Origin of the sequence: Nocardia grenadensis NBRC 108939, from assembly GCF_001613445.1 — a bacterium.
Classification (GTDB): domain Bacteria; phylum Actinomycetota; class Actinomycetes; order Mycobacteriales; family Mycobacteriaceae; genus Nocardia; species Nocardia grenadensis.
In genome coordinates, this window is the sequence record NZ_BDCJ01000006.1 from 282,060 (window position 1) to 297,221 (window position 15,162).

Genomic DNA, 15,162 nt, shown 5'->3' on the forward strand with positions numbered 1-15,162 from the left:
GGACTCCCCGCGCGACCGTCCGCCGCCCAGATGAGTAGGGGTATTTCCGATGTTGAGCACCATGATGGACGACCAGCTGTCCTTGGCCACGCTGCTGCGCTACGCGTCCACCTTCGTCGGCGATTCCACGGTGTCCACCTGGACCGGGGACGGGGTGCGCACCATGACCTATCGCGAGGTCGGGGCCGACTCGGCCCGGCTGGCCAACGCACTCACCGATCTGGGTATCGGCGAGGGCGATCGGGTCGGCACGTTCATGTGGAACAACAACGAGCATTTCCTGGCCTATATCGCGATCCCGGCCATGGGAGCGGTGCTGCACGCGCTGAACATCCGGCTCTCGCCCGAACAGCTCGTTTTCGTGGCCAACCACGCCGAGGACCAGGTGGTACTCGTCGACGCCAGTCTGGTGCCGATGTTCGCCCAGTACCTGCCACATCTGAAAACGGTCCGGCATGTGATCGTGGTGAACGGTGACGCCGCGTCGCTGGCCGCGCCCGAGGGCGTGACCGTGCACGATTACGCCGAACTGCTGGCGAAATATCCGGCCGAGTTCGACTTCCCGGTGCTGGACGAGCGCTCACCGTCGTCGATGTGCTACACCTCCGGCACCACCGGCGACCCGAAGGGCGTCGTGTATTCCCATCGATCCAACTGGCTGCATGCCATGCAGGCGACCACGCCCTCGTCGATGGGGGCGCGCAATGACGACACCATGCTCGCGATCGTGCCGCTGTTCCACGCCAATGCCTGGGGGCTGCCCTATGCGGCGCTGCTGACCGGGGCGAATCTACTGATGCCGGACCGGTTCCTGCAGCCGGCACCGCTGCTGGAGATGATGGCCGCGGTGAAACCCACCTTCGCGGCGGCGGTGCCGACCATCTGGGGCGGCGTACTCGCCGCGCTGGAGGCGCATCCACAGGACATCACGCATCTGCGTTCGGTGGTGGTGGGCGGTTCGGCCGCGCCGCCGTCGATGATGAAGGCGTTCGAGCAGAAGCATGGGGTGCGGGTCATCCACGCCTGGGGGATGACCGAGACCTCACCGCTGGGCAGCGTGGCTCAGCCGCCGCAGGGTGTGACCGAGGAGGAGGCCTGGGCCTACCGGGTCACCCAGGGGCGGTTCCCGGCCGCGGTACAGGCCCGGCTGGTCGGCGACGACGGGAACGTGGTGCCCAACGACGGGAACTCTCTCGGCGAGGTGGAGGTTCGCGGACCGTGGATCACCGGTTCCTATTATTCGCCCGACGGAGCGGATGTGGACCCCGGCAAGTTCGACGACGGATGGTTGCGCACCGGGGATGTGGGCAAGATCAGCCCGGATGGCTACCTGACGCTCGTCGACCGGTCAAAGGATGTGATCAAATCCGGCGGTGAGTGGATCTCCTCGGTGGACCTGGAGAACGCGGTGATGGGTCATCCCGCGGTGGCCGAGGCGGCGGTGATCGGTATCCCCGACGAGAAGTGGGACGAGCGCCCGCTGGTGGCGATCGTCCGGGCCGACGGCGCGTCGGTGGAACCGGCCGAACTGCGCGAATTTCTCGCGGATCATTTCGCGAAATGGCAGCTGCCGGAGTATTGGACCTTCATCACGGAGGTGCCCAAGACCAGTGTCGGCAAGTTCGACAAGAAGCGGCTGCGGGCCCAGCACGCGGACGGAGAACTGATCGTCACGACCGTGCACTGAGGGTGCGCGGACCGCGACGGTATCCGCGGCCGGGGTTGCCGGCCGGATGCGCGGTCCCCGGCGCGAATTCGCGCCGGGGACCGGCCGGGTCAGCAGTTACGCAGTTCCGGGCTCTGGTTGAGCAACTGGTTGCGGGGGCTGATGAAGCGGCTGTAGGTCTCGCCGCCGACGGCCGATAACGGGAACGCCGCCACCCGGTGGCAGTTCTGGAACGCCAGTTTGACGCCGAAGTGCCGTTCCAGGCCGCCCCGGATGGCATCCGAGGCCAAGGCGCGCAACAGCTGCCCGCGCGCCGTCTCGTCCGGCGGGGCCACTTCGTTGTCGGCGAATTCCGCGGTGCCGGAACCGAGTTCGCCGGCGACGCGGCTGACGACCTCCCACGCGTAGGGCAGCGAGTTGCGGACGCATTCGACGAATTCGGCATCGGTGACGTCACCGCGTTCGGCACGTTCCAGCAGAGCGGTGGGGACATCTAGGGACACGGCGACCTCCTGGGTCAACTGGTCTTGCAACTGATGGTGCGGAAACCCGCGTGCAGATCTGCCGGGCCGAGTCTAATCGAAATTGGTTGTCAATAGCAGTGGATTGGTTGTGAAACTCGTTCGCGGGGGCCGCCTTTGGTGGTAGCGGGGTCATTGCTGTCCTGATGGCCGGCTGTGCGGAGCGCGCGGGACGGCCGCTGTCGTGGGTCGGTGTGCGGGGTTTGCCGGGGGGTGACCGCCTCGCGTGGGTCGGCGCGAGAAGCTTGCGAATATTACGAAAAAGACAGTGTTCACAAGTGGGTGCGCGGACTGTATTACCCACTCGAGCTGGACTTTTTCTGAAAAGGTTGCGATTCGATCACGGGCCGGTAGAGTTACCGTCACAACGGATGCCGAAACGTTACGTTTACCCGGCTCGAGTAGCTGGATCCGTGCACGGCGTTCGACCCTGATGACCGGATAGCGAGGACGGACCTTTGGCGCACCATCGATTAGGCCCCAGCTCCATCACCGTGATGAGCCTTGTCGGTGACGATGTGCAGGTCCGCCCCCGCCGCCACCGCGCCGCCGCCACCGCGGCCGAGAAGGTCCGTGCCGCGGCCGGCGCCGCTGTCGCGGCAGGCGCGCTGATCGGTACCGCTTCCCAAGTCGCTCCCGCCATCGCCTACGCGACGCCGCTGCTACCCGGCGGTGGCGACGAGGCCGTGAAGGCCGAACCCGTCACGCCCGCCGCGGACGCGTCGCCCGCCTCCGCCGAGCGGATGGCGCAGGCCGCGCCGGTCGCCGATACGCAGCCCGCGCCGGTCCAGGCCGCCCCGATCGCCGCGCCCGCGCCGGTGGCCGCACCGTTCGGCCTGCAGAATCTGCCGCCCGAGGTCGCCGCCCCGCTCGCCCAGGCCGAGCAGACCCTCGAGCAGTTGCATCAGCAGCTCGCTCCCGCCGCGGCGGTCCGGCCGGTCGCCGGCATCGTCAGCTCCACCTATGGCAGCCGGTGGGGCGCCATGCACTACGGTATCGACTTCGCCGATACACTCGGCGCGCCGATCAAATCGGTTGCCTCCGGCACGGTGGTCGAGGCCGGTCCGGCCTCCGGATTCGGAATGTGGGTCCGAGTCCTGCACGACGACGGCACCACCGGTGTCTACGGGCACGTCAACGATATCTACGTCAGCGAAGGACAGCGGGTGAACGCGGGTGATGTGATCGCCACCGTGGGCAACCGCGGGCAATCCACCGGCCCTCACCTGCATCTGGAGATCTGGGACCAAGGTGGTAGCAAAATCGATCCGATGACCTGGATGGTGTCCAAGGGGGTGCCGCTGGAGTGGGGACCCTCACACTGAGATCGACAGAATCGCTCGACCGTCCGGTCCTTGCCGCCCCCGCGGGGTTGGAGGCGGAACTGCGGGCGCCCGGCATGACCGAACTGGCCGATATCTTCGAACCCGACTCGATCCACGGACGGGTGTACGCGGCTCTGGTGCAGCGGCCGCGGTCGGGGCTCGCCGATATCGCCCGGCACACCGCGCTGTCCGAGACCGTGGTCGAGAACGCGCTCGACGAACTGTGCGGGCTGCGTGCCGTGATCCGGCTCACCGAGCCCGACGGCACCCCGCGCTGGGACGCTCAAGCGCCGGAATCGCTGTCCGAAGCCGAGGCTCGACGGCGGCGCCAGGAGATCAGCACCATGCACGCGGCCGCCGCCCGGCTCAGCGAGACCTTCCGTTCCGTACGGCGCTCGCAGGGCTGGAACGGGGTGATCTCGCCGGTCTTCGAACGGGCCGAACTACTCGCCGACTTCGAGTCGCTGCACGCCAACGCGGACAACTCGGTGAAAATGGTCGAGCGCAGCCCGCATATCAGCGACCCCGAACGCGACAGCCGGATCGCCGAACTCAAACAGACCCGGATGGCCGAGGGCGTGCGGTACCGGATCCTCTACCAGGACACGATCTACCAGGACGCGGACCGGCTGCGGCACACCCTGGCCACCAATGCCCGTGGTGCGCAGGCTCGTACCCTGCCCGATCCGCCGTTCAAACTGATCATCGCCGACGACGAACGCGCCAGTCTGGTGCTGCACACCGACGAACGCCGCCCCGACCCGATGGCGCTACGGATCAACGGATCACCCCTGCTGGATATGTTGATCCGCAGTTTCGATGTGCTGTGGACGCTGTCCGCGCCGATCTCGGTGCAGCCGGAAGCCGACGAACTCGACGAACGCGACCGCGCGATCCTCACCATGATGGGGATGGGGGCGACCGACGATACGATCGCCCGCCGGCTCGGTATGTCGCGGCGCACCGTGGTCCGGCGCACCGCCCGGCTGCTGGAGCGGCTCGGCGCCAGCACCCGGTTCCAGGCCGGCGTACAGGCGATCCGGCGCGGCTGGTTGTGAACCCGTGCATCGAGCGGGTACGGGCGGCGATGCTCGGGCCTGTTCATCCGGCGTAGCCACGGAAACCGAACGGCGGCAAAAACCTCCCGGCACGGCGTGACGGCCGCCGGTCGCGGCTCGTTCCCCGGGCGGCGACCCGGGGCGCTCCCGAATATGATGGCCACACCGCGCCGGCCCCGGTCCATATGCCCTTCCACCCCCGCTGGGTATGTGAGGGGCCGGGACCTGGCTCGATGCGAGAGGTGAACGCACCCGAATGCACACTGCCCGCCGTCCTTTTCTCGCTGGTCGACGGCGTCGTTCGGGAAGCCCGCTGTTCGCCCAGCTGCTGACCGCCGCCGTCGAATCCGCCGCCACCGAGGTGGCGATCCGCTTCAACCCGACAGGCGACCCCGCCCGTCAGCGCGAGATCACCTACCAGGAACTGGACGAAGGGTCCTCACAGCTGGCCCGGGAACTCATCGAACGCGGGATCGGACCGGGCGACACGGTAGCGATCGGGCTCGCGCGCAGCCCCGAATCGGTGCTCGCGATATGGGCGATCGCGAAAACCGGCGCCGCTCATGTACCGATCGACCCACACCTCCCGGGTGACCGGATCGACCGGCTGGCCGCCGGTTCGGGCGCCGTTCTCGGCCTGACCACTTCACGCTATCGATCCGCGCTGGGCCGGTCCCTGTACTGGATGGAACTGGACGATCCGGTACAGGCCGAACGGATCAGGCGACGGGCGCGGCATCCGATCTCCTACGCCGACCGGGTTCGTATGCTCGACGCTCGCCATCCCGCCTATATCGCCTACACATCCGCTCCGGGCGGGGAACATGTCGCCGTGGTGGTCCCGCACAGCGCACTGGCCCCGGTGGTGGCGGCGGCCACCGACCACTACGGCATCACCGGCGATTCGCGGGTGGCCCATATGTGCTCCCCGGACATCGACGTCTCGGTGCTGGAACTACTGCTGACCTTCACCTCCGGCGCCACGCTGGTGCTCGTCCCCGCGGAGACCTCCGACGGTCGCCACCTCACCGATCTGCTGGCCCGGGAACAGGTGACCCATGTGCTCACCACCCCGGCGGCCCTGGCCTCCGTGGATCCGGCGGGGCTCACCGACCTGCACATGGTCGCCGCCATCGGTGGCACATGCGATTTCGAGCCGATCGGCCGCTGGGCGCACGAGCGGAACTTCTTCACCGGTTACGGTCACACCGAGGCCGGTGTCATCGCGACCGGTCCCGGTACGACGGCGCCGGGGGCACCGATCACGGTCGGGGCGGCCCTGAACGGAACAGGCGTCTTCGTTCTCGACGTCCGGTTGCGGCCGGTACCCATCGGTGTGGTGGGTGAGCTCTACCTGTCCGGGCCGGCGCTGGCGCACGGGTACCTCGAACGGCGCGGGCTCACCGCGCAGCGTTTCATCGCCGCGCCCTTCGGCGCCGAACTCGGTCGGCCCGGCACCCGTATGTACCGCACCGGCGACCTGGTGCGGCGGATCGTCACACCGCGCGGCGAAGAGATCGAATACCTGGGCCGCGGCGGGTCCGGGGCGGCCGGGCGTGACGAGGTTCGGCAGGTGCCGAGCGGTGAGTTCGACCGAGTTGCGCCGCCGGAAGGTTCGGATGGATTCGCGGAGCGAAGGGTATCGCCGAATCCGGCGGACCGGACAGGACACGAAACCCTGCCCGCGAGTACGCGCGAGCCGGAGCCGACTCCCCTCCGCGAATCCGGTCACGGTGGCCCGGGTGGAGATAGGCGCGCGGCCGGACCCGCGGCGGCGCCCCCGGCTTCGGGTCGCGAGGGCGAGCGGCGAGTACTACCGGAACGCGGCCGCGGGATCGGACGTGGCGAGGTTCCGGCGGCTTCGGCCGCCGAGCTCGATCGGGAAAAGTTGCCGGGGTCTTCGTACGGGCGTGCGGGCGGTGAGGTGCCGGCCGCTTCGGGCCGTGAGGTCGGTCGGGATGACCTGCCGGGGTCCTCGCGTGGGGGCGAGGGAGGTGGGATTCCGGTGGCTTCGGCCGACGGGTTCCAGCGAGCTGCGCTGCCGCAGCGTGCGCGTGGGTTGGGGAGAGCGGTTCCGGCGGCTTCGGGCGGTGAGGTCGGTCGAGGTGTACAGCCGGGGTCCTTGCGTGGGCGCGAGGGTGATGAGGTTCCGTCGCCTTCGGGCCGTGAGGTCGATCGGTCCGGGTTGCTGGCTTCTTCGCGTGGGCACGAGGGCGGGGACGCATCGGCCGGCGGGCTGGAACATGCTGCCTTGCCGCAACATTCGCGGGGCATCGGAGGAAAGATGCCGTCGGCCTCGGACCGTGAGGTCGGTCGAGGCGCGCTGCCGGAATCTGCGCTCGGGTCCGGGAGCGGGCCGGCGGTTTCCGCCGACGAGTTCGGACGTGTACCGCTGCCGGAGCGTTCACGTGGACCCAGGGCAGAGGTGCCGCGGGGGTCTGCCGTCGGACGCGGGGGCGAGCCGGTGGCATCGGCCGACGAGTTCGGACGTGAGCGTTCACGTGGACCCAGGGGAGAGGTGCCGCGGGGATCTGCCGCCGGAGGTGGGGGCGGTGAGGTGTCGCCGGATGGGCCCGGTGCGTTCGCGCTCGGTGCACTACCTCGGGACGGGAGTCCGGGGCGCGGAGAGGTTTCGCAGCCTCGGGGCGCTGCGCTGGATCACCCTGCGCTGCCACAACGTTCGCGTGGGGCGATAGAGGAAGCCGTTCCGCCTACCGGGACAGATGCGGTGATGCGCGACGCGCGGCCCGAATCCGGGCGCGCGAGTAGACCGGGGGCGGGCCTGTCGCCTTCGGCCCGCCGTTTCGAACACGGGGCCGCGCCGGAGAACTGGCGCAGCTCCCGGGGAGACGCGGTTTCGCCGGCTTCGGCGGGGCAGCCCGAGCTCCGGTCCCGGCGCGCGTTCGGACGGCAGGACGCTCCACCGATCCCGGCCGACGGTATCGGTGCGGTGCCGCCGACCCCGATCCTGGCCGAGTATCTCGTGGGCGGTGTGCATTCCGGTTTCGCGCAGACCGGGGTGCTGGGATTGCCGGAGGGGATCGACCGGGCCTGGACGGCGGCGGTTCTCGGGGCCGTGGTGGAGCGGCACGATATGTTGCGGGCGCGGCTGGTGGCCGAGGACGGGCAGTACCGATGGGAGGTTCCCGACAGCGGGCCGGTGGGGGAGAGTTGGCTGCTGGCCGAGGTGGAGGTACCCGCGGGGACCCGTCCGGCCGAGGTCGCCGCGACCGCCCGCTCGGCGATGGAAACGACTGTGGCGCGGCTGGATCCGCTCGGCGGCCGGATGGTCGCCGCGACCCGGCTGTGCCGGGCGGGCGCTCGCGACGTGCTTTTGCTCGCCGTGCACCACTACGTGGTCGACACGGTGTCCTGGCAGATCCTTCTGGCGGATCTGGCCCGGGCCTGGGCGCAGGTGGCCGGCCGGTTACGACCGCAGCTGCCGCCGGTCACCACTTCGTTCCGGCGGTGGGCGCAGGCGGCGACCGAACCCGTCGCGCCACCGGAACGCGATACCGCACTCGTCCAGTGGCGGAAGGTGCTGGCCACCCCGGACCCGCTGCTCGGGACGCGGGCACTCGACCGCACTGTCGATACCCACGCGTCGGTGCGCCGGTTCGCGGTGGAGGTGCCGGCGGATATCGCCGAGGTGGTGCTGACCGAGGTGCCGGCGCTGTACCGGACGAATCCCGAATGCCCGCTGCTGGCCGCGCTCGCCCTGGCGGTGCGGAACTGGCGGTCCCGGCGTGGGGTGGACTGCGCGACCACCCGGGTCCGGCTGTACGGCGACGGACGCGCGGAAGCACTACTGCCCGGAGCCGATCTCACCCGTACCGTCGGCTGGTTCGATACGGCATATCCGGCGGCCCTGGATCTCTGCGATATCGACCCTCGGGCGGCACTGGCCGCGGGTCCGGTGACCGCCGCGCTGCTGCGTTCGGTGAAGGAACAGCTGGTGGCGCTTCCGCGGCCGCTCGGTTTCGGGTTGCTGCGCCGCTCGGCCGTCGGTGAATTCGATGGACCCGTGGCGCAGATCGGGTTCGCCTGTACGGGCCGGTTGGCCGTGCCCGGTGCCGACGAGACGGCATGGCGGCCCCTCGGCGAACTCGGTGGGTTCGCGACCGCCTTCGACCGGGATATGCCGGCGGACACAGTGATCGATATCGACGCCGTCGTCGGCGGCGACGGCCGGATCACGGCCTCGTTCGCCTACATCGCCGATATCGTCGATGAGCCGTCGGTCCGGGAGCTGGCCGACGAGTGGTTGGCCGCGGTCAACGCCATCGCCCGGCATACGACCGACCCGGCGGCCGGGGGTCTCACCCCCTCGGATCTGCCGCTGGTCCGTGTCGGGCAGCGGGAGCTCGATACCTGGCGCGCGGAGTACTCGGGCCTGGCCGATGTGCTGCCGCTGGCACCGCTGGGCGCGGGGTTGTTCTTCCATTCCCAGTTCACGACGGGCGGCCCCGACGACTATGTGATGGTGTTCGTTGTCGAGCTCGGGGGTGTCATAGACCTGGACCGGTTGCACCGGGCCGCGCAGGGGCTCGCCGACCGGCATCCGGTCCTGCGTACCGCGTTCGTGACCGCCGCGGACGGGACACCGGTGCAGTTGGTGGCCGAGACGGTCACGGTGCCGTGGCTGGTGGTCGACGATGTCGGCGACTACGAGATCCCGGAGCTGCTGGAGAGGGAACGGCTCACCCGGTTCGCCCTGGACACCGCGCCGTTGCTGCGGGTCACCGTGTATCGCACGGTATCCGGCCGTACCCATCTTGTGCTGGCCGCGCACCAGTTGCTCTTCGACGGCCGGTCGGCGCCGATCCTGCTCACAGATCTGCTGACTCTCTACGCCCACCACGGTGACCCGGCGGCGCTGCCGCAGCCTCCGGCCTACCGCGACTATCTGGGATGGCTGGTCCGGCAGGACACCGCGGCCGGCCGGGCCCGCTGGGCGGAGGTTCTGCGGGGCGCCCGGCCGACCGAACTCGCTCCGGTGCTCGCCCCGCCCACCCGACCGGAAACCGGGATCGGGAAGGCCGATCTGGCGCTCGGCGATGTCGAGACCGCCGCCATGGCGGCATACGCGGCCGCGGCCGGGGTGACGGTCGAGACCGTGGTGCAGGCGCTGTGGGCGCTGCTGCTGGCGGGCCTGACCGGACGCCGGGACATCGTGTTCGGTGCCGTGGTCGCCGGTCGCCCGTCCGGGTTGAGCGGCGTCGACGAGATGGCCGGCCTGTTCGCCAACACCATCCCGATGCGGGTGCGTTTCGAGCCCGGATGGACGGTGCGGGATCTGCTGTCCCGCATCCGGTCCGAACAGCATGCCCTGCGCGACCATCACCATCTGAGCGCCGCGGATACGGCACCGGGCGCGGCGGGACTCTTCGATACCCTGCTGGCCTACGACCCGCACCCGGTCGGCACGGCGCGCCCGACCCCTGCCGGTGGCGTCGACGGGCTCCAGGTGTTGGATCAGACTTCTCATGCCTTCACCCATTACCCGGTGACACTGGTGGCGGAGTCGGCGGACCGGCTGCTGTTGCGCCTGTGGTATCGCCGCGAGCTCATCGACGAATCCGCGGCCGGCGCCCTCTCCGTATTACTGCACGCGCTCGTGGGCCAGCTGCTGGCGGTGCCCGCGGAACTCGGGCAAACCCCGGCGGCGGATTGGTGGCGTGCCCCCGGCACGCTCGTCGGCCGCGCCGAACTGCCCGCCGATCGACCGCGCCCGGCCGCCCCGTCCGGCGGCTGCGGCCAGCTGACGCGGGAGCTGAGTATCGACCTGCTCGATTCGCTGAACGATATCGCGACGCATCAGGGGACGAGCGCGTTCACCGTGATTCAGGCGGCGCTGGCCATTCTGCTGACCCGGCTGTCGGGGCATCGGGATATCGCCGTCGGCGCGTTCAATACCCAGCACGCCGCGGCCGGATTGTCGGTACTGCACACCGATCTGGATCCGGCGCTGCGCTTCGACGAACTGCTCGACGCCGCCCGGATCGCCGGTGGTGCGCTTTTCGAGACCGGCGGTCGCGGCACCGAACGGCTGGGGCAACTGATCGATACGGTGCGCACCGCCGCCGGACAACCGCCCTTCCGGGTGCTGCTGGCCACCACGGATGCGCCCGCCCGCCTGCCGGACATGCTCGACCTGCGGGTGGACCTGCTGGATACCGGTGCCGAGACGCGGCTGACCTTCACCTACACCAGCGACCTGTTCGACGCACCCACGCTCGGCGACCACGCGGACCGGCTCCTGCGGATCCTGCACGCCGTGGCCGCCGATCCGCACCGCATCGTGGGCGATATCGATCTGCTCGCTCCCGGCGAGCGCGAGCTGGTGCTGCGGGAATGGAACAGCGGCGGGGTGCCGGTGCCGGCGGTGACACTGGTCGACCTCATCGAGGCCCAGGCCCGCCTGCGGCCGCGGTCCCCGGCCGTACGGGCCGGCGGGACCGTACTGAGTTTCGCGGAACTGCTGAGCCGGTCGTATCAGGTGGCCCGCGCCCTGATCGCCGCCGGGGCGGCCCCGGAAACCCTGGTGGCCGTGGCGGTGCCGCGGACCGAGGAGTTGCCGGTCGCGCTGCTCGGTGTGTTGCTTTCCGGTGCCGGCTATCTGCCGCTCGACACCGCCTTCCCACGGCCGCGACTGGAAGCCGCGCTCGTCGAATCGCACCTGGTCGCCGTCCTCACGACCGCCGCCGAACGTGACGCGATCCCGACCGTGGACACGCCGGTGATCCTGCTCGCCGATACCGGGAACCGTTCCACCGAACCGCTCACCGGGGCCGAGCGCCGGGCCCCGCTGCACCCGGACAACCTGGCCTGTGTCGTGCACACCTCCGGTTCCACCGGCGCGCCCGGGGCCGTGGCCGTGGCGCATCGCAACGTGGTGGAACTCTTCGCCAATACCCAGTTGCTGTTCGAGTTCGACGACGCCGATGTGTGGACCCTTTTCCACTCGGTCGCCTTCGACTTCTCGATCTGGGAGCTGTGGTGCGCGCTGGCCAGTGGCGGATCGGTGGTGGTGGTCGACCGGCCGGAAATCCGGTCACCCGAACGGTTCCGGGAACTGCTCATCCGTGACCGGGTCACCGTGCTCAACCAGACGCCGTCGGAGTTCTATCGACTCGCGGAAGCCGACCGGCTCGCGCCCGGCGAGAGCAGCGGCGTACTCGCCCTGCGCTATGTGGTGTTCGGCGGTGAGGCGCTGGATCTGCGCCGGCTGCGAAGCTGGTACGAACGCCACGGTGGGCCCGGAACCGATGGGCCGTGGCTGGTGAACATGTACGGCCTCACCGAGACCACCGTGCACGCCTCCTTCCTGGCACTCGACGAGAAGCTGGTCGACAACCCGGCCGGTGTGATCGGCCGGGCGCTGCCCGGTCTGGACGCCTTCGTGCTCGACGAACGACTGCATCCGGCTCCGGTCGGTGTACCGGGCGAGATCTATGTCTCGGGGCGGCAGCTGACCCGCGGCTACCTCGGCAGTCCGGGCCGCACCGCCACCCGGTTCGTCGCCGACCCGTTCGGAGCGCCGGGGTCACGGATGTACCGCAGCGGCGATATCGGCCGCTGGGCCGCCTTCGGTGGTCGCGCCGATCTGGAATATGCCGGTCGCGCGGACGCACAGGTGCAGCTGCGGGGATTCCGGATCGAACTGGGCGAGGTCGAGTCGGCCCTGCTGCGCTGCCCGGGGGTGGGGCGGGCGGTCGCGCTGGTCCGCACCGACGAGGTGGCAGGGGACCGGCTGCTCGGTTACGCGGTGCCCGCCGCGGAACAGGAGGCCGTCCTCGATCCGGCGCTGCTGCGCGGGCAGGTCGCCGAATTCCTACCCCAATACATGGTTCCCGAGGCCGTGGTGGTCGTCGAGGAGCTGCCGCTGACCCCGCACGGGAAACTCGACCGGGACGCGCTACCGGTCCCGCCGGTGGCCGGCCGGGCGCCCTACACCGCCCCGGCGGGCCGGGTGGAAACGGTGGTGGCGGACGTGTTCGCCGATCTGCTCGGCGTCGAACGTGTCGGCGCCGAGGACGATTTCTTCGCTCTCGGGGGCAATTCACTGAGCGCCACCCGGGTGGTGGCCCGGATCAACGAGGAGTTGTCGGCCGAACTCGTGGTGCGCGTGCTGTTCGAGGCGCCGACGGTGGCCGCGCTGGCCGCGCGGGTGGTCCCCGGGGTCGTCCCGCAGGTGGAGCGACCGGCACTGGCACGGGTCGATCGGCCGGAACGAATCCCGTTGTCGCCACGGCAATACCGGTTGTGGCCGGGCGACCGGCTCGTCCCGGATTCGGCGGTCCACAATATTCCGCTCGCCATCGGGCTCGACGGTGCGCTCGATACGTCCGCGTTGCGCTACGCCCTGTCCGATGTCCTGGAACGGCACGAGGTGCTGCGCACTCGCTACCCCTGTGGCCCGGACGGACTGCCGTACCAGGAGATCCTGCCGGTGGCGCAGGCGCTGCGCGGCGGTCTGGAATCGGAGACCGCCGAGGACGCGCTCACCCGGATCGGCGAACTGCTCGCGGTCGGTTTCGATGTGACCACCCAGGTACCGGTGCGCGGGCTGCTGCTCACCACCGGCCCCGACCGGCATGTGCTGGCGCTGGTCGTGCACCGTATCGCCGCCGACCCGGCCTCCCTCGCACCGTTGGCGCGTGACCTGATGACCGCGTATCTGGCCCGTGTCGGTGGGGAGTCGCCACGCTGGTCACCGCTGTCGGTGCAGTACGCCGACTACGCGATCTGGCAGGGCGCCGTACTCGGTGCGGGCACCGACGAGAACTCCGTCGCGGCAGCGCAATCGGCGTACTGGCGCGACCGGTTGCGCGGCGCGACCGGCGAACCGGAGCTGCCGCTGGACCGGCCGCGTCCGGTGATGCCCTCGATGCGGGGCAGAACCACGGGTTTCGCGGTGCCCGCCGAAGTACACGAGGGACTGGACCGGCTCGCCCGCGAACGCGGCGCCACGCTGTTCATGGTGTTGCACGCCGCGGTGAGCGTCCTGCTGCACCGGCTGACCGGTGCGGAGGACATCGCTGTGGGGACTCCGGTTGCCGGGCGGAATGAGCGGGCGCTCGACGACCTCGTCGGCATGTTCACCAATACGCTCGCCCTGCGTACGCGCGTCGATGCCACCCGGCCCTTCGCCGAACTGCTCGACGAGACCCGGGAAACCGCCCTGGCGGCGTTCGACCGTGCCGATATCCCGTTCGAACAGGTGGTGGAGATCGTGGCTGCGGAGCAGGCCACCGCGCCCAATCCGCTGTTCTCCGTGCTGCTCACGGTGGGGAACGACGAGCGGGTGGCGCTGAAACTGCCGGGCCTGTCCGTGTGGTCGCTCGATTGCCGGGAGCTCACCGCCACCTTCGATCTGCGGATAGATATCGACCCCGGTTACGACACCGACGGGGCGCCCGGTGGGCTGCACGCCGTACTGACCTATCCCACGGACCTCTTCGACGAGGAAACGGTGCGGTCGTTCGGCCACCGGCTGCGGCGGACCCTTTCCGCGGTCGCCGCCGAGCCGCTGATGCCGGTGGGCGATATCGATTATTCGGAGGCCCCCGAACGCCCCCGCGCACTCGCCCCGGCCGAGCAGTCGGTACCGGCCGCGACCGCGGGAACCGCGCTCGCCCAAACTCTCAGCGCCTCGGTGGAGGATGATCCGGAAGGCCCCGCGGTGGTGTGTGGCGAGACCACGGTGAGCTATCGCGAGCTCGACGCGCGGTCCTCGCGACTGGCGCGGGTACTGATCGCGCGGGGATGCGGTCCAGGCACCGGTGTGGTGAGTGCGCTGGAACGCGGGGTGGACGCGCTGGTGGCGACCTGGGCGGTATTGAAGGCGGGCGCCACTCTGGTGCCCACCGACGCCCTGGAGGTCGCGGCGGCCGCGGAGCTGGCGGTCACGGCCGGGCTGTCCGTGGGCCGGGCCCCGGCCGCGCCCCACCTCGAATGGCTGCTGCTCGACGAGCCGGCGCTCGCCGCGGAGATCGCCGCCGAATCGCCGCGGCCGGTCACCTATGCGCACCGGGTGCGACCGTTGCGCGGCAGTGATCTGGTCGTGGTGGACGGTACCGGCCGGCGGGTGAGCTACGACCAGCTGGCCACCGCGGTGACCCGGGTGCACACCGTTACCGGACTCACCTACGAGGCCAGGACCTACCGCGCCGGCCGCGGTGACGGCCCGGCGGCAGTACTGGAGACCGTGGCCGCCGGGGCCGCGGGCGCGTCGGTGGTGCTACTCCCGGGAGAGTTGCCGGATGCGACCCCGGCGGGTGAGTGGATCACGCATCTGTGGTCCGACGGCGCCGGTCTGGCGGCACTCGATCCCGGCGCACTCGAGGATCTGACCACGCTCGTCCTCGACGAGCAGGACGAGCCGGATGCGGCCTGGTCCGGTGTCGGCACGGTGCTCGACCTACCCACACTACTGGGCTGACAGCGTGGAACAGGGCCGATTCCCAGAGGCCACGGCGGGTTTCGGCGCGGCCGGGCCGGGACGCACCGGCGGGGCCGGACCGGCGGCCGGGTTCCGCGGGTGTAGCTGTGCGCCGCCCCGACCGGTAACCTGCCGGGTGCCATACCGG

Annotated in this window: 5 protein-coding genes; 4 read left to right on the plus strand and 1 reads right to left on the minus strand. The window is 70.2% G+C overall.

Going from position 1 to position 15,162, the window contains the following annotated elements:
- Nucleotides 1–49: 49 nt before the first annotated feature.
- Nucleotides 50–1,687 (plus strand): long-chain fatty acid--CoA ligase, encoded by a 1,638-nt coding sequence (locus tag NGR01S_RS08225; RefSeq protein ID WP_063035564.1) that lies wholly within the window; start codon nt 50–52, stop codon nt 1,685–1,687.
- An 89-nt stretch (nt 1,688–1,776) separates the two neighbouring features.
- Here the strand turns inward: NGR01S_RS08225 and NGR01S_RS08230 are convergent, their stop codons facing one another.
- A complete protein-coding gene (locus tag NGR01S_RS08230; RefSeq protein ID WP_039828431.1) occupies nt 1,777–2,169 on the minus strand; it encodes an SCO5389 family protein in 393 nt (130 codons plus the stop codon).
- A gap of 515 nt (nt 2,170–2,684) precedes the next feature.
- Between NGR01S_RS08230 and NGR01S_RS08235 the strand changes: the two genes are divergently transcribed.
- The 3 genes from NGR01S_RS08235 (at nt 2,685) to NGR01S_RS31920 (ending at nt 15,014) form a co-directional block, all read left to right on the plus strand.
- Nucleotides 2,685–3,512: a M23 family metallopeptidase gene (locus NGR01S_RS08235; protein ID WP_063035565.1), complete on the plus strand. Its 828-nt coding sequence runs from the start codon at nt 2,685–2,687 to the stop codon at nt 3,510–3,512.
- A 74-nt stretch (nt 3,513–3,586) separates the two neighbouring features.
- Nucleotides 3,587–4,570: a LuxR C-terminal-related transcriptional regulator gene (locus tag NGR01S_RS08240; RefSeq protein ID WP_063035700.1), complete on the plus strand. Its 984-nt coding sequence runs from the start codon at nt 3,587–3,589 to the stop codon at nt 4,568–4,570.
- A 256-nt stretch (nt 4,571–4,826) separates the two neighbouring features.
- Nucleotides 4,827–15,014 carry a non-ribosomal peptide synthetase gene (locus NGR01S_RS31920; RefSeq protein WP_063035566.1) on the plus strand — a complete coding sequence of 3,396 codons (10,188 nt, stop codon included), beginning with the start codon at nt 4,827–4,829 and terminating at the stop codon, nt 15,012–15,014.
- Nucleotides 15,015–15,162 lie beyond the last annotated feature (148 nt).

Bases quoted from the DNA above. Each gene is read 5' to 3' on its own strand.
- NGR01S_RS08225 (WP_063035564.1), top strand. From the start codon at position 50: ATGTTGAGCACCATGATGGACGACCAGCTGTCCTTGGCCACGCTGCTG.
- NGR01S_RS08235 (WP_063035565.1), top strand. From the start codon at position 2,685: ATGAGCCTTGTCGGTGACGATGTGCAGGTCCGCCCCCGCCGCCACCGC.
- NGR01S_RS08240 (WP_063035700.1), top strand. From the start codon at position 3,587: ATGACCGAACTGGCCGATATCTTCGAACCCGACTCGATCCACGGACGG.
- NGR01S_RS31920 (WP_063035566.1), top strand. From the start codon at position 4,827: ATGCACACTGCCCGCCGTCCTTTTCTCGCTGGTCGACGGCGTCGTTCG.